Here is a 16,247-nt window from a genome sequence, read left to right as displayed (position 1 = left end):
GCCAACTCTACATCTATTCAGGCATCGCAAGGGTTTCTAAGGCATTTGTCCCCGGCTGATTGCCAATGTCCTCTCTATAGAACACGATCACTTTCTTCCACTTTGAGGGTATACGTATCCGAATCCCGTAAACTCACGAATGGCGTAATCTCCCCTATGCTATAAATATGCAGCAGATGCATCGCTCGCGTACAGGCGGTGTAGAACAGCTTACGCTCACTCTCACGCTGGTATTGTTTCGCTGATCCGTCATAAATCAGAACCGCATCGAATTCCACGCCTTTTGCCAGGTAGGCCGGAATGATATGAATCCCCTTTTCAAAAGCAGGAGTTGTTTTCTTAATTAGTTTTGGCTTCACTGACAGCTGTCCTTCCAGCGCTTCGTAGGCTGCCGCGCTTTCGTCAGCATTTTTACAGATCACCGCGATGGATTCATAGCCTTCTGCCAACAATTCTGTGACATTCCCAACTATCAATTGATGCAACTTTTCAAGCGAACGCACCTCAGTAACAAGAGGCTTCTCACCTTTACGGTTAAACGGTACAATGTGCTCTCCCCCAGCGACCATCCCCCGGGTAAATTCCACAATCTCCTGTGTTGAGCGATAGCTGCGTGTCAGGGAAATCATCTCGGTCTGATCTGCACCATACAAGTCATACAATGGTTCTGCATCCTGAAGCACCGAGGCATGGGCATAGATCGCCTGATTAAAATCACCCAGTGCCGTCATTTTAGCCTGTGGAAATAAACGCTTGAAGAACGCCAGCTGGAATGGGGAATAGTCCTGTGCCTCATCAATAAACACGTGACGGATGTTGCTATTGGAACGAAAGCCCAGCATCAGCTCACGCAAATATAAAAAGGGTGTCACATCCTCATACGCTAACTCCCCAGCCCGAATTCGTTCCAGAGTTTGTCGACTAATTTCACCCCAGCTGACGGGCAGCTCTGCATGATTCGCCAGTTGGCTCAACAATGCCTCATTCATAAACAGCTCGCTGTAGAGCCGGGTCGTATCTACGAAGCGAAGCGCCTTAATCCATTTGCGCAGGGGCTTTAAGCGGCCACTGACCACCATACGTGCCAATATTTCTCTTTCACGCGTAAAATCGTCGAAGGTATCGCCCTTATTCTTGGATTTACGGCGCATGCGGTTATAGGCACGCTGATAATCCTCCGGCTCCATCAGATCCATCTGTTGATCCACCCATGGGGCGGAGCATTCTTCCTTACCAAAGCGGGCCAGCTCTTTGAGCATCCAATCCCGTAGCAGTTCCAATCGATTCGCCAGCCGAACCGTAGAGTCGAATTCATAAAACTTGCGTGCCATTTGCTCTACTGAAACCACCTCACGTCCCTGAAAACGGATGGGTTTAAAACGCATTCCCTCCTGTTCCAAATACGTCTTGTAGCTTGTAATCACATGTAAGAACGTCTTGGACGGCTTAAAGCGGATACCCTCCATCCTAGCTTCATACCCAGGCTGTAACGATGCTGAAAGCACATATTCCAGCTGTTCAAATGGATCTTCTAACTGAAACTCCCGGCCCAAACGCCGCTCCAAATATTCCTGAAACGTGGCCTGAAGCATATTTTCCTCACCTAATTCAGGCAATACTGTCGATACATAACTGTTAAACATCGGGTTAGGCGAAAATAACACGACCTGATCCGCTCGTAAGCGATCCCGATACTTATACAGCAAATACGCTACTCTCTGAAGCGCAGCAGAGGTTTTGCCGCTTCCTGCCGCCCCCTGAACAATGAGCATCCGGCTTCGATCATCACGGATGATGCGATTTTGCTCCCTTTGGATAGTAGCGACTATACTTTTCATTTGAGCATCCGAGCTGCGGCTCAATACTGCTTGAAGAAGTTCGTCTCCAATCGTCACTCCTGTATCGAACATAAACCGGATCTGTCCATCACGGATCGAGAATTGGCGCTTAAGCGTGAGTTCCCCTTTCATCTCCCCGGCCGGGGTCTTATATGAGGCGGGCCCCGGCATGTTATCGTAATAAAGATTGGAAATAGGCGCACGCCAGTCGTAGATCAAAAATTCCTCATCTTGATTATCCAGCAGGGAGGCAATCCCCAGATAAACACGTTCCGCAGTCTGCCCTTCCTCAGCAAAATCAATGCGTGCAAAATACGGTGAATCAAGCAACTTTTTCAAACGACCTAACGCCTCTGTGGAATGCTTGTGTCTTCGTTCCCGCTCAGACAAAATCTCAGACTGCTGACGCAAACTGGTGGACGTCTCGCCCACATCGTCCGCCTCACTGAAATTGATCGTTACCTCATCCCAGAAGTCTTTACGCATATCGACGACATCTCCGCGCACAGAACCAACCTCTGTCTCTAGCTTCCGAATACGCCCGCTAATCACTGCGGTCACATCTTCTACTCTTCGTTGTTCTTCATTCCATTGCTGTTCAGTAGTCACTGGCATCGCTCCTGTTCCGTTTCCTCCTGCTCCATGCAGGGCTCCCTTGCGTACAAACTATGCTCTATTATGGACCCGGGCATACTCGCGGCATCCCCCTGATCCGGGAAAATTGACTAATTCTTTGAAGCATGCTATAATGTAACAAGAAGTGTAGTTCACAACTTACGCTTATGGTTTCACCATAAAACAGAGCATCCTCTATTGTAGCAAGTTCAGTCCCTGTTCGCAACCAGCGGGCTTTTTTTGTGTGTTCTGGCAACCATCTATTAACCTGTTCTTACATACTTGAATTCATTACATAAAAAAGCGACCGTCCATCTGATTGATGAATGCGGTCGCTTTTCTTTAGGAAATTCGCCTATCTGCTCTCTTCTACAGGATGAATATGATCGGCCAGTCTGCTCAACCTCTCCAGCTGATGACCATAATCGTACATCGCCGCAGCCACAATGGACAGCCGCAGCATTCCTTCCTGACAATGGTCAAAACGTGTAATCGCATGCTTCATAAATTCGCCGTTGGCTTGCTGAAACAATTCACTTTCGTCCTCATTCGGCTTTAGCTTATCTTCGAATTTCAGTAGAGCATGCTCGTGAAAACGAATCAGCAGCTCCAGATGACTGTCAAAAAAAGCATCCGTTCCCTTTGGCCGTAAAGACTGGAAGTAGTGTCTTTCCACCGCATCCAGTACCTCATATCCTTTGTGCAAACTTCCGAGCATTTGTTTGTATACTACCATTTGTCTCGTTTGACTAAACTTGGAGCGCTTGAGCTTCTTCTGCTCTTCCTCGAACAAATGATATTTGTCCGACAGCGATTTAATGGCTCCCTCCAGATTTCCTTTTTCCTCTTTGAAGACAGACTCCTTAATCTCATCGGAAATGGCAGTACGCAGCAGCAAGGACATGCTGTTAAATACATTTTGAATCTGATTAATAAACTGCCTTTTCGGTTTCGGGGGAAAAACACTAACATTGATGACAAAAGCAGACACAATCCCAATCAAAGTGAGCGCAAAGCGGGTCACCGCAAATTTCCAGTCCCCTGAGGCTTCCATTACAGAAACAACGGTCACGAGTGTCAATCCAACCGTATCAGCCATATTTATTTTCAGACATATCATAAGTACCAATACACATACCAGTCCAACTGCAATCGGCTCATTCGAAAATACCATTCCGCCCAGCAACGCCATGATTGCACCGAGTGTGCTTGTTTGGAGTTGATCCAGAAAATAACGCCACGACCTATATATCGACGGTTGCATGGCAAAAATAGCGGCTATCGCTGCCCCCACAGGCGAATGGGTGTTCAAAAGCGTGCTCAGAAAAAGGGCGAGCGTCACTGCGATTCCCGTTTTTAACACCCGTGCTCCAAAAGCCAAAGCCATCCCTCCTGCTTACCTTTCAAATTTATTCATACCGAATTACTATAATGAAAATTCAATGTAAAGTCCATGCTTTATTATTACCCAAAACAATCGGAGATCAGGAATATTTATGAAATGTACAGTTCCTGATAGAATACATATCAACAGTATTAACTTATTTGCAACAACGTCACAGGAGGAACTCATCGTGTCATGGATTAGCAAAATGTTAGAAGAGCCCCGAAAGTGGCCGCGTAATATCCGATTGTTTTTTATGGCCAATCTGCTGTACCAGATGGGTACAGGAATGTTTTCTGTACTGTATAACCTGTATATCCAAGGGCTTGGCTTTGATGATGATATGAACGGCCGGGTGGTCAGCATGCAGGCGCTAGCGACGGCGTTGCTGTTCATTCCGGTCGGATTTTTGGGGGATCGGACGAGCCGCAAAAATATGCTGGTCATCGGCGCGTTATTCAGCGGCCTGGCCTTTCTCGCCCGTACCCTTACAGATACCAGCGGAAGCATGTTGGTATTTGCCGTAATCTCAGGTGTATTCGCCGCCTTTATTCAGGTGCTGGCTGTGCCTTTTTTAGCGGAAAGCATTAGTAAATCCCAGCGCTTAAAAATATTCAGCTATTACTCAGCTCTTGTACTGGCAGCTCAAGTCCTGGGCAGCTTCGGGGGTGGCGTACTCGCAGATGGGCTACAGACGTGGGGAATCACACCGCTATCCAGTCTGCGGGTTGCTCTGTTCCTTGGAGGAATGGCAACATTGACTGCTTTTATTCCTCTATTGTTCATCACAAAAACTACGGCAACCTTAGAAGCACCAGCTCCTGCCGAATCTTCACCTCATACAGAAACAGAACAAGTACATACACCGCACAGTACATCCGATATCCCTGCCTTGGAGACGCCTGCTGCTGCTTCTGATCGCCGGGTTATTGGACAATTTGTTCTTGCCCAGTTTTTTCTTGGGTTAGGTTCAGGTCTGGTCATCCCGTATCTTAATTTGTATTTTACGAACCGCTTCTCCGTATCGCTCAGCGCAATGAGTTTACTGATTGCACTCGGCCAGCTTATGACCATCCTCTCCATGTTGATCGGGCCTACCCTCGGCAGCCGGATTGGACTGGTCAGAGCTGTAGTTGGCTTCCAACTGCTTTCGCTACCCTTCCTTCTCATTACAGGCTTTACGAATGTGCTATGGATCGCTTCCATCAGCTTTCTATTCAGGCAAGCGCTAATGAATGCAGCCAATCCGCTGCAAACCGCCATTCTCGTCGAACGTGTGTCAGATAAAAATCGCGGCATTGCCAACTCCATTCTCCAGACGACCTGGATGCTAGGCACCGCAGGTATGGGACCTGTACAAGCCTATTTGGTTACAACATATGGCAACTACTGGGGCTATGCCATCACATTTAGCATGACAGGTGTTTTCTATATTTTGTCCTCCCTCGTCTATTACAGAATGTTCCGAGAAAAGCGCCCGTCCGCGGGCCAGCTTTTACAAAACCCGGCAAGCCCGTAAACAAAATCATGACACAATAAAAGCCGGAGCCTCCAAGCGGACTCCCCTGGAACGTCATAGGATAAATGAGAATGGCGGAGGAGGAATGAAGGCATGCTTCGAGTTGCATTATTTACGGACACGTATACGCCTGACGTGAATGGCGCTGCTCTGACCCTGGAACGATGGATTGGCTATCTGGAGACACATGGAGTATCTACGCTCGTCTTCGCACCGGAGGCAGACCATCATCTGCCTTCTGGGCCGGGTGTAGAGCGATTTCGGAGTATTCCCTTTTTGTTGTACCGGGAATGCAGACTTGCGATCCCCAACGCCAAACAGATCAACGAGCGTCTGTCAGCCTTTTCCCCGCATCTGATTCATGTCGCTACTCCATTTAACCTTGGCCTGTATGGAACAAGCTACGCAGCCAAACACCATATTCCACTCGTCGCCTCATATCACACCCATTTTGATAAATACCTCGAATATTACAAGCTTCGCTGGCTTGAACCTGCGTTATGGAAATACATGCTCTGGTTTCACAGACATTGCGAAAGGGTATATGTCCCTTCTCAATCAACCATGGAATTGTTGCGCCATAAAGGAATGGGACAACTGGATATCTGGAGTAGAGGCATTGATACTGACCGATTCCAACCAAAGGTGGACCGTAATGCAGTTTGGAAGAAATGGGGCGTTCATGCAGATGCATTTGTTATTTTGTATGTAGGCAGGCTTGCACCGGAAAAGGGGATAGACACATTACTGGATTCCTATCTCCAGTTACCCGATGACGTCCGCGCAGCCTCTGTGCTGGTCATTGCAGGAGATGGTCCATTGTATAAGGTCAAAACTGCAGCGGATCTAGGGGTGCCGGAGCATGCAGTCCACTGGCTTGGTTTTGTGAAAGGGCCGGAATTAGCTGAACTCTACGCCGCAGCCGACGTATTTCTCTTCCCTTCCACCACGGAAACCTTCGGCAATGTTGTACTGGAGGCTATGGCGAGCGGTACACCTGTGGTCGGTGCCAATGAAGGCGGGGTAAAAGATAATCTAATCCATGGAAATACAGGGCTATTGTGTCCTGCTGGGGACGCCGCTGCCTTTGCCAAAGCTGTACACCTGTTGTACGAGGATGCCTCACTTCGTGATGCTATGTCCAGAGCTGGTAGAGCCTACAGCCTGGACCAGACATGGGACCGTATTTTTGAACGGTTACTGGACAGCTACATGGACGCAGCAACCCTACACCTCGACAGCCGTCCCATGACGCGAATGTAGCCTTCAAAAACAGGCAATTTCAGATAGCATGATAGTGGCGGGTTAAATAAATTCTGCTAATACCTTAATTGCTTCAGCAGCTTGTTATGTACCCCACTCAACAAAATCACTGCGGTCAAGGCGCCGATGAACGCAAGAAGCATATCCCATTGGGTATCCCATACATCTCCCTGTGTGCCCAAAAAGGCTTCTGCTGCCGTTCCGGTTGCCTTGGCTACAGCAAACTCAATCAGCTCGTACACAGCGCTGATCGCAAGACACACACTAACCGTGAGGAAAGTGAGCCAGCTCCCGCTTCCCAAGGCCGTTTTACGCAACAGCACTTCCCTGGTAATGAGTGCAGGTACAAAACCTTGTACAAAATGCCCAAGTCGATCATAATAATTGCGCTCCAGTCCGAACGTATCCCGAATCCAGTTGAACAGTGGCATTTCGGCATAGGTATAATGTCCACCGACAATCAAGATCAATGCGTGCAGCCAGATTAGGGTGTATACCAGATTGGTAAAGCGAAATCTACGGTACAAAGCCGCCAGCAGCACAGCTCCCAAAACTGCCGGGAGAACTTCCAGTACCCATGTAAAGTAATCCGCCGGGCGAATTAAAGACCAAATGAGGGCAAGCGCCAGCAATACAAGTAAAACAAGCGGGTATCGATCATTTTTAGACCATGCCGTTGCCTGATTCATCTTCATTCCTCCTCACCCAAAGCTCTATCCTTCGTTCGTTACGATATGTTTGACACGCCCAACCTGTCCGTCTGCCAAACGCACTTTGATTCCATGCGGATGACGCGGGGAATTGGTCAAAATATCTTTCACCGTTCCTCGCGTCAACTTACCAGTAGACTGATCCTTTTTAAGCACAATATCCACCTGAAGACCAGCGCGGATATCGGATCGATTCTGTCCGTTCATTGTAGCTACTCCTCCTTTGATTTTACATTTTTTGATGATATTCAGCCACTCAGCTGCAATCAAATCACCAGCGACGCCATTCGTCCTGGCGGTTGTTCCCCATCCAGACTACGCACATCGTGGATACATAGCTGACGAGCAAAATGACGAATAGCATCCCACTAAACTCCACAAAATGAGTACGTTGCAAGGAGTCTGCCCATATGGAAGATACCTGTGCATACAGTTGAGAGGGCGCAGAAACAATATCCCATGTGTTCCCTCGAAAGAAACGTCCAATGTAAATACCCAGGCTGCTCAACAAGAGTACCGCCAGCATAAACAGCCAACTAACAAGCCCACCACGTGCACGTTGTACCAACTGTCGTACGGATTCGAGCGATACAAAACCCATTGTCAGGCCAAGTACGGCTACCAGCAGCATTCCCAGTACATGATTCCAAAAGTACGGATTGCCCCAGAAACGTTGCTCCCCGAGAAATGGATATCTGGCGAATACATGCAGCAAATCTGTGATCAAATAGGGTGTATTGGGATAAAAGAAAAGCCATGCCGCCCCCGTAACCCAGAGTAAAAATGTCCTCGTTCCCCGCCTCCACGAGCTGTACATTACATCAAGCAGTAACGTCAACAGCATAGGAATCCAGGCCAACATCATATTCCACCAAATAAAAAGATAAGGGCGGCCCCCTGAGGGCAGTCGCACGTTAATGATCCACAATGTACTGATTACGGAGCATAAGGCCAGTGCTAAAAAAACATAGAGTTTTAGTGGATAATTTAACGATCTTAAACGGGCATACATATGTGTCTTTCCCTCCTTGTAACCGTCCTGCCTTCCTGACGTTCCAATTTACACCTGTTCTGGACAGTGTACACCACAATGGCTTCAAGCTCAATGGAAGCGCTCTACCTCTGCATCAATGAACACAAAAAAACATCCGTTCTCCGGGAATGGACTTCATCCCCGAAAAATAGATGCTTACTGTGTTTTAGACTTCACTCACAGGTAAAGGCGTAGCTCCGGTAGTTTTAATATTCGGGCAGTATGAATTAGCGCAATATCGCTAACGGCATTATAAATTTCGTCACTAACCCCGTCCATTCGCCATCCGGCGTCCGGGATGCACAATTACCGCTTTTGCCCATAATGATGCGCATATTCCACAGATTGCACCAGTAGCTCTATTACACGTTGTCGCTTGCTTTCATCGTCAAACCCGAGCAGAACGGAATTCGTGCCGTAATCCGGATCTGGTGTATGAGGAAATGTATTGTGCACACTCGATATGCCATTGTTCCCCGCTCAATCATAGGTTCAATCGTCGTTAGCATTTCCCGGGTAATGTTATAGTTCAGCTCCACCCTGCTAAAGCCCAACTGACGGATTTCCTCTACAAGTTCTCGGCCGACCGTATGCTTTTTTTATATTCCAACAGTTAGAGGCTAAATAAATAGATTTCTTACAAATGATCTGTTATCACTTAACTCCCAAGTTCTCTTTTGTTATGTATATTAACATTATGAAGACGCTCTACATATCATAAAACAAATTTATATTATAAAAGAAGCTTATCCATCATCTACTTAAAGACGGATAAGCTTTTACTGTTGTCTAACCTTGTATCCAATTGACCAACGAATGTACTGTCAATGTACCCGGCGCAGCTGTCACAAATGCTGATGAACCGTTGCGCATGACCAAGAATTCCACTGTCTTCGGAATACCAGGAGCTAGATCCAGATGGTTGTCGCTGAAAATACCTTCCTGCTCTGCCGATAGCCACACGTGCCTAGCAAGTACATCCGAACACAGCATGAATCTGCTGCCCCCGCTTCCCTGAATCTCTGTCACTTCAATTTTTGCCTGCGGTAAATCCATCTCTTTCGTGTCTGCAAAATAAATTTCACCAGAGGCCATCTGTTCACCATTCTGCGTTAGACGCGCGACCAGCATATGCTCCGCACGGTTCAGGCCACTCAGCCATTTGTCGATAGGCAGTATATGTACAATTCCTGCACCGCCTGCTGGTTGCTTTACCTTAACGTTCTCTTCATGAATTGCCTGGCTGCTACGGATATGCAAAAGAGTCAGCCGCAGCGTACCTGATATCGGCTCTAGTGTATCGTTGACTAGATGCAGGGCCTTATTCCCCTGTTCTGTATCGGTTGCACTCAACAGCACATCAGCAAAGCTGCGCTTAGCCGTATATTGGAGCGCCTTCCAACGACCAAAATAGTCCATACTCGACCAGGAGGCAACGGGCCAGCAGTCATTCATTTGCCAGTATAATGTTCCCATGCAATAGGGCTTGTGACGACGATGCGCCTCTATAGCTGCTTTCATTGCTTCTGCCTGTAAAATTTGGCTCATGTGAAGAAAACATGTAAAATCCTTTGGCTCTCGCATGTATCGCTCCATATATTCTTTAATCAGACGATTGCCCGCATCGTTCTTCTGATGTGCCAGCATCACATCAGATTCCAGCTCCAAATCCTTCTCTTCCGCATAAGTACGAACAGACTTGTATTCAGGAAAGGACTGAAAACCATATTCACTCATAAAACGACCCACATGTACATGATAATTCTCAAACGGCTCAGACGCGTGCCATACACCCCAATAATGAATATCACCTGCAGTTGAAGACCGATGGGCATGCTGGTTCCGATCTCTGGTCAGGTCAATCAGCGGGGAGGAGGGCCAATAGGCTGTCTGCGCAGACCAGGTGTGTACCGCCTCCGGTAGAATCCGATGAAAGAGTGTTTCATAATCATTCCATAGGCGTTCCCGTTGCTCAGGTGTGTAGTCCTTTTTCCAGCCCCAGCCTCCATTCTCTTCATAATGCGCCCATGCAGAATCGATCTCATTGTTGCCGCACCATAAGGCAATGCAGGGATGATGACGCAGCCGCTTAATATTGTCCTCGGCTTCCTGTGCCACATTGTCCATAAAATCCTCATCCCCCGGGTACATACTGCAGGCGAACATAAAATCTTGCCACACGAGCAAACCGTATTCATCACAAAGCTCATAAAATATGTCTTGTTCATAAATACCGCCACCCCACACCCGCAGCATATTCATATTCGAGGCGGCTGCACTGGCAATTTCATACCGATATCGTTCCATCGTAACTTCAGTGACAAAGCTGTCATTCGGAATATGGTTAGCCCCTTTTGCAAACACAGGAATTCCGTTCAGCTCAAAATAAAAGCTCTCTCCTGCTGCATCCCGTTCACGTACAAGACGGATGGAACGCAGTCCCGTTTTTACTGATTTTTCCGCGATTACAGTTCCTTGTCCTTGCTCCACCAATTCGGCCACAAACGTATATAAATGCGGCTCCCCCAGTCCACGGCACCACCACAGCTTCGGCTTCTTCATCTCCAGCTCCAGCTCGACCGTCTGCTTCCCCTTCAGCAGCCGTACCGGCTTGGACCACACCTTCCCGTCAGCGGAAATACGCAACTCGGCATCTCTAATCTCATCTGCATTTTCGATCTCTACCACTGCCATGAGTTTAGCCCCTACCGAATTCACCTCGTCCTGTCGAATAAACAAGTCTCTCACGATTAGACCGGACCACGCCTCGATCCGGACCTCTCTCCAGATACCGCTCGTCACAAGCCTCGGTCCCCAGTCCCAACCATAGTGGTAGGGAGCCTTACGTGCGAAAACGCTTACCTTTTTGTCGGACAAACCACCGATCTCGGACTGATCATTGGGGGCAGGGAGTCCATAACCTAAGTTTTCCAGCTTGGGTACATCTTCAGCAATCGGAGAACGAAAACTGATTTCCAGCCGATTTTCCCCTTGCTGAACAATTGCCTTCACATCCTGTCTCCATACCCGAAACATATTATTGGCTGACAAGACATATTGGCCATTCACTTTTACATTCGCGTATGTGTCCAGACCTTCCAACACCAACTCTACACATTGACATTGAAGCTGATCTGCATTTATCTCAAAATGGGCTTCATATATCCAATCCTGCTTATCAATCCACTGTACCTCCATCTCGTTCATACCAATAAACGGATCAGGAATTTTGCCATGTCGTAAAAGATCAGTATGCACACAACCCGGCACTTTCGCGCTGAGCCACTCATCACTTTGTGCTTCCCTAAACCTCCAGCCATCCAACCCTATCACATTAACCATCGTTACAAGCCTCCTATAAGCACGATTGGGAACATCTGGATTCGTCAGTAACATAACAAAAATAACATTAAGCTAACAAAATAGTCAATTGTTTTTTAGAACAAATGACAAAATACAAAATAAAAGTCGCCCTCTGCCCCTAAACAGGCTAAAAGCGACCTCCTTCGTCTTAACGGTGTATGGTGTCATAACACGTATCTGGACATTAACTATATGTGATTGTGCTGATGGGACGCTCACGGTCATCATTTTCCCGACTGATCCGGGGTGCATGAACCTCCCGTACGAATAGCTCAGCATGTAGCAACTTTTTCTCGACAGGCGAGTTCGGGTTCGTTATGCGCCATAACAACTGGTCCACTGCACGCATTCCCAGCAATTCCTTATCCACTCTCACCGTGGCATAAATCGGCATTTGTTCATTCGTATCGTCAAACCCGGTCACTCCGCAACGCCTCGGAACGTCAATCCCCTTTTCTTTCAGCACATCCACGACTTGCGCAGCAGTCACATCATTAGCACATACAAAAACCTCAGGCAGTTCGTCCTCGGACAACTTTTCCATTTCCTCAGCAAGCGCTTGCGCTCCCCTGTGAAGAAGAGCTTTAATCTGCCGCAATTCTACTCCGCTCATTTCCAGTGTGGAACGACATGCTTCCCAGCGTTCGTAGAAACTGTGAGCGTCATCAATATGACCCACAAACTGAAAGCGGGTATAGCCCCTACACAGCAAGTCCTTCATTAATTCACTCATGCATGTGCGATTATCTGTAAACACCGTATCACTTAAAAATGCAGAATCCCAATGATCTACCATGACGACCGGAATACCCATCCGATAAATGTTCAGCAACAATGAAGTTGAAATCGTCCCTACCGTGATAATTCCTTTAATCGACTCTGGATTCAGTAAAGAAAACATGTCTTCAGTCGAGGGCTCCGTTAACGTGATCATATCCATACCCTTACGGTTCAGACGCTCGGAAATCCCTTCAAATACAGGCCCCCAGTATCTGGATTCCCTGTTCTGGTACCTAATATTCGGAAATAACACTAGCACGGTACCCGACCATTCTCTGGTATCTGTGTCCCGAGGCTCTACCCCTGTGATTTTGGGATGACTGCGAAAATAGCCCATCTGGGCGGCAAGCTTGACCAGAACCGCCCTTGTCTCTTCACTTACACCGGGTTTGCCTGACAGTGCACGCGAAACAGCGAACTTTGAAACGCCCGCCGCATCCGCAATTTCTTGCAACGTTACTTTTCCACGCATCTTCTCACCCAACCCTATTCGGAATCTTTTTCTACCTTAATCTTTCTAATACACGGGTGTACCTATAAACTGGTACCATCGTAGCATACTTTGTTTTAGATCATCAAATGATTGATTTGTACAAATCCACACCCTGCACCAAAATATGTTTGCTTAATAAAAAAACAAACCGCATAACAAGCAATTATAAATTACTTGACGTGAGGTTCTTTATTTCCTACAATTTACTATTGAAAGCACTTACATTGTGTAAATCATACTTATTAAGGGGGATTTGCAAATGTTCATGAACAGGTCGGTACGACAGAGCTCCATTCTACTCCTGTCTTTGCTGCTGCTCGTTACAACGGGCTGCGCGAATGGAACAGGCGGTAAGGCAGAAAAGGAAGATCCTAATGACACCAGTCCCATTACATTTACTTTCTTTGGCGGTGATTCCAGCTCTAACTGGAACAACATGAAGGATGCTGTCGGGCAGGAAATTATCAAGAAAACGGGTGTTACGCTAAATGCCGAACATGCTGTCAATGGCCGAGGCGAGGAAAAGTTTGCTTTAATGGCAGCGAGCGGAGAGTATCCAGATCTCGTGTACCCCAAATCAGACATTGGCAAGTTGGTCGATGCCGGAGCACTCATTGACTTAACAGATCTCATTGATAAATACGGCCCTAACATTAAGAAAGTGTATGGAGACTATTTTAATCGTATTAAATATAGTAGTGAAGATCCAGCCATTTACACGATCCCGACCAATTTGGGTGTGGATCACATCGCGTTTGATGCACAAGCCGGCTTCGAAATTCAGCATCAGGCACTTAAGAAGCTCGGATACCCTAAAATCCGCACCGTTCAAGATTTTGAAAAAGCACTTAAAGATTATGTCGCCAAATACCCTACCACCAATGGCCAGCGAACCATCCCCCTATCACTTGATGCCGAAGACTGGAAAATTCAAATTACAGTGACAAACCCGGCTGTTACTGCTACAGGTGGACCCGACGATGGCGAATATTATATTGATCCTAAAACACATAAAGCCATTCTTCACTACAAGCGCCCAGAAGAACGCGAATATTTCCGTTGGTTGAACCATATGTACAATGAAGGACTGTTGGATAAGGATACTTTTGTGCAAAAAAGTGATCAGTACAAGTCCAAAATCGCCGCAGGCCGTGTCATCGGACTCATTGATCAGGAATGGAACTACCAAGATGCCGAAAATGCGCTCAAGGCAGCAGGTAAGGATGAATTCACTTACGCCCATTTTCCAGTCACTTTAAATGAAAAATACGAGGACCATTCCCTCCAGCCCATTGGCTTCGATACTGCATCCGGGATCGGAATTACAACCTCATGCGAAAATCCGGTGCGAGCTATCAAGTTTCTGGATTTTCTGGCCTCCGACGAAGGACAAATTTTACGCAATTGGGGAATTGAAGGCCAGCATTACAACGTAGAGAACGGCAAACGAGTCATTCCGGCGGATGTGCAACAACGTAAAAACACCGATAACGCTTCTTTTAGCAGAGAGTCAGGAATCGGTTTGTACTGGATATGGGGGCCACATTATGGCGATAGCGTGAAGGACCCTTCTGGCAACTATTACACAACCAATTATCCGGAGATGATTACCGAAAATTATAGTCAAGCCGAAAAAGAGTCCCTTCAGGCATACAAAGCCCAGACGTGGAAAGACCTGTTTCCGAACGAAAAGGATTTTCCGGTAAAAGAGTGGGGTGCTGCCTACAACATGCCTGTTCCGACCGATACGAATTACAATGTTATTTATCAAAAGTCGCAGGACATTGTACGCAAACGGATTCCTGAGGCTGTACTCGCCAAGCCAGATCAGTTCGACGCTGTGTATGACCGCATGCTCCAAGAGCTGGATCAGGCAGGTGTGCCAAAGGCTGAAGAAATCTATACTGGCCTAATCCAAAATCGGCTGAAACTGTGGTACGGCGAAAAATAAGGTTTGCTTGCTTTTTAATGAAATAATAGGGCTGACAGACCATGTTGTTCAGCCCTTCTACATTAACTTTTACATTAAATATTCTGTTTGGTTTCTTTTTCTTTCCAAGAATTACTTTTCCCTGAAACACGATGGACGTAAAACAATAAAATGATTGGAATCAACGCAATCCCGCCACACACCACCCAAGATATTTGAATAGGTGTTTGATCGGAAGACAAATCCGTAAAATTTCGACTGATGATCCCTGTCACGATTAAACCTACGCACATGCCTAATTGTGAAATCGCAGAATCCAGAGATAGTAGTGTAGAACGATACTCATTAGAGATTCTTTTGTTCAGAAAAATTTGTTTGGCAACCGGGTACATGCCGCGCCCAATCTCATAGATTAAAAAGGTAAGCAGTACAGGATAAAATGTGTTGAACGCACCAGCTAAAATGAGCCAGACCCCTATCATGCCGCAAGCATACACGAGTATATGTACATCACTGTATAGTGCGCCTAGCTTTCGAACTAGATAACTTCCCAAAGTCATACATAGTGAATAGCCTGCCTTGATAAACCCCATAATCCAAATCCCTTGTTCGGAAAGGCCAACCAGACGTGGCTGTTGAAATGTATTCCCCGCCGAGTTCGAAAAGCTGATAAATAAACCAATCATAAACACAATCCAGATGGACTTATTTTCAAAACCGATACGGACGCTTTCTCCGATAATCGTTTTAATGCGAGTAGTAGACGTCTTTCGATGAGCAACATTCTCCTCATCCATATAAAAGGAACATAGAAAAATGCATACAATAATAGATAAAATACTGACTGCCCATGGAAGTGAATAGTTATAGGTTGCGAGAAAGGCCCCCAACAGACCACAAATAAATCCCGAAATGTACTGTATACTGTTAGAGGTTGTAAAAAGAACTTCCATGGGCTTATCACTGTTTTCCACAACCCAGGATTCTAACGAACCTGATTGTAAACATATAGCCAGCCCCCCAAAGACTTGCGCAAACACAAGTACCCCGATATGATCTGTCCAAACGAACAACACACTGTAGACTAGAAAACAACAAAGTCCCAAAATAACGGAGATTTTTCTTCCATACTTATCTGCAATCGCCCCTGTGGGTATCTCAAACAAAAAAATACTTACAAAAAATACAACCAGTAAGAAGTTCGCACTTTGCAGAGAAAGTCCTTTAGCTAATAGAAATAGGATGAGCGTAGTCCCCGTGATTTCACTCATAAAAAATTGAAGAGAGCTGACGGAGTAAAATAGCTTATGAGGTTGCAC

Annotated in this window: 11 protein-coding genes and 1 pseudogene; 3 read left to right on the top strand and 9 right to left on the bottom strand. The window is 46.6% G+C overall.

Translation table 11 applies throughout. From position 1 onward, the window contains the following. Positions 1-74 precede the first annotated feature (74 nt). Positions 75-2,453, bottom strand: coding sequence for an RNA polymerase recycling motor HelD (gene helD / locus ACYCSE_RS19400; RefSeq protein WP_459699422.1), 2,379 nt, complete (start codon positions 2,451-2,453; stop codon positions 75-77). Positions 2,454-2,808: 355 nt separating this feature from the next. Continuing rightward, on the bottom strand, positions 2,809-3,840 hold the full coding sequence (locus tag ACYCSE_RS19395; RefSeq protein ID WP_172828310.1) for an FUSC family protein: 1,032 nt from the start codon (positions 3,838-3,840) through the stop codon (positions 2,809-2,811). Positions 3,841-4,027: 187 nt separating this feature from the next. Here ACYCSE_RS19395 and ACYCSE_RS19390 point away from each other — a divergent pair, with 187 nt between their 5' ends. Further along, positions 4,028-5,356, top strand: coding sequence for an MFS transporter (locus ACYCSE_RS19390; protein ID WP_459699420.1), 1,329 nt, complete (start codon positions 4,028-4,030; stop codon positions 5,354-5,356). 93 nt (positions 5,357-5,449) lie between these two features. Continuing rightward, positions 5,450-6,619 (top strand): glycosyltransferase family 4 protein, encoded by a 1,170-nt coding sequence (locus tag ACYCSE_RS19385; protein WP_459699418.1) that lies wholly within the window; start codon positions 5,450-5,452, stop codon positions 6,617-6,619. Between the two features lie 56 nt (positions 6,620-6,675). Here ACYCSE_RS19385 and ACYCSE_RS19380 read toward each other — a convergent pair whose 3' ends face one another. The 6 genes and pseudogenes from ACYCSE_RS19380 to ACYCSE_RS19355 all read right to left on the bottom strand — a co-directional run bounded on the left by ACYCSE_RS19380 (position 6,676) and on the right by ACYCSE_RS19355 (position 12,977). After that, entirely contained in the window at positions 6,676-7,308 is a 633-nt protein-coding gene (locus tag ACYCSE_RS19380) for a DUF2238 domain-containing protein (RefSeq protein ID WP_452566628.1), read from the bottom strand. 24 nt (positions 7,309-7,332) lie between these two features. Next, positions 7,333-7,536, bottom strand: a complete 204-nt coding sequence (locus tag ACYCSE_RS19375; RefSeq protein WP_039270088.1) for a YwbE family protein — start codon at positions 7,534-7,536, stop codon at positions 7,333-7,335. Between the two features lie 64 nt (positions 7,537-7,600). Then, entirely contained in the window at positions 7,601-8,341 is a 741-nt protein-coding gene (locus tag ACYCSE_RS19370) for a DUF1361 domain-containing protein (protein ID WP_039270086.1), read from the bottom strand. A 313-nt stretch (positions 8,342-8,654) separates the two neighbouring features. Beyond that, positions 8,655-9,010 (bottom strand): annotated as a pseudogene (locus ACYCSE_RS19365) (sugar phosphate isomerase/epimerase); the annotation flags it as partial. Between the two features lie 141 nt (positions 9,011-9,151). Next, the gene (locus ACYCSE_RS19360) at positions 9,152-11,704 is read right to left on the bottom strand and encodes a beta-mannosidase (RefSeq protein ID WP_459699415.1); all 2,553 of its coding nucleotides are present in this window, start codon (positions 11,702-11,704) and stop codon (positions 9,152-9,154) included. A 205-nt stretch (positions 11,705-11,909) separates the two neighbouring features. Then, positions 11,910-12,977, bottom strand: coding sequence for a LacI family DNA-binding transcriptional regulator (locus ACYCSE_RS19355; RefSeq protein ID WP_250261767.1), 1,068 nt, complete (start codon positions 12,975-12,977; stop codon positions 11,910-11,912). 280 nt (positions 12,978-13,257) lie between these two features. On the opposite strand from ACYCSE_RS19355, the gene ACYCSE_RS19350 reads away from it, so the two are divergent. After that, positions 13,258-14,949 (top strand): ABC transporter substrate-binding protein, encoded by a 1,692-nt coding sequence (locus ACYCSE_RS19350; protein WP_069291660.1) that lies wholly within the window; start codon positions 13,258-13,260, stop codon positions 14,947-14,949. A 74-nt stretch (positions 14,950-15,023) separates the two neighbouring features. Here ACYCSE_RS19350 and ACYCSE_RS19345 read toward each other — a convergent pair whose 3' ends face one another. Next, positions 15,024-16,247, bottom strand: a complete 1,224-nt coding sequence (locus ACYCSE_RS19345) for an MFS transporter (protein ID WP_459699412.1) — start codon at positions 16,245-16,247, stop codon at positions 15,024-15,026.

This window comes from Paenibacillus sp. SEL1 (assembly GCF_054602535.1).
This window is presented reverse-complemented; position numbering and strand designations above follow the sequence as displayed.

What these genes read in the sequence shown, in the direction of transcription:
- ACYCSE_RS19360 (WP_459699415.1), bottom strand. Translation starts at nt 11,704, where the DNA reads ATGGTTAATGTGATAGGGTTGGATGGCTGGAGGTTTAGGGAAGCACAA.
- ACYCSE_RS19375 (WP_039270088.1), bottom strand. Translation starts at nt 7,536, where the DNA reads ATGAACGGACAGAATCGATCCGATATCCGCGCTGGTCTTCAGGTGGAT.
- ACYCSE_RS19395 (WP_172828310.1), bottom strand. Translation starts at nt 3,840, where the DNA reads ATGGCTTTGGCTTTTGGAGCACGGGTGTTAAAAACGGGAATCGCAGTG.
- ACYCSE_RS19355 (WP_250261767.1), bottom strand. Translation starts at nt 12,977, where the DNA reads ATGCGTGGAAAAGTAACGTTGCAAGAAATTGCGGATGCGGCGGGCGTT.
- ACYCSE_RS19350 (WP_069291660.1), top strand. Translation starts at nt 13,258, where the DNA reads ATGTTCATGAACAGGTCGGTACGACAGAGCTCCATTCTACTCCTGTCT.
- ACYCSE_RS19370 (WP_039270086.1), bottom strand. Translation starts at nt 8,341, where the DNA reads ATGTATGCCCGTTTAAGATCGTTAAATTATCCACTAAAACTCTATGTT.
- ACYCSE_RS19380 (WP_452566628.1), bottom strand. Translation starts at nt 7,308, where the DNA reads ATGAATCAGGCAACGGCATGGTCTAAAAATGATCGATACCCGCTTGTT.
- helD (WP_459699422.1), bottom strand. Translation starts at nt 2,453, where the DNA reads ATGCCAGTGACTACTGAACAGCAATGGAATGAAGAACAACGAAGAGTA.
- ACYCSE_RS19385 (WP_459699418.1), top strand. Translation starts at nt 5,450, where the DNA reads ATGCTTCGAGTTGCATTATTTACGGACACGTATACGCCTGACGTGAAT.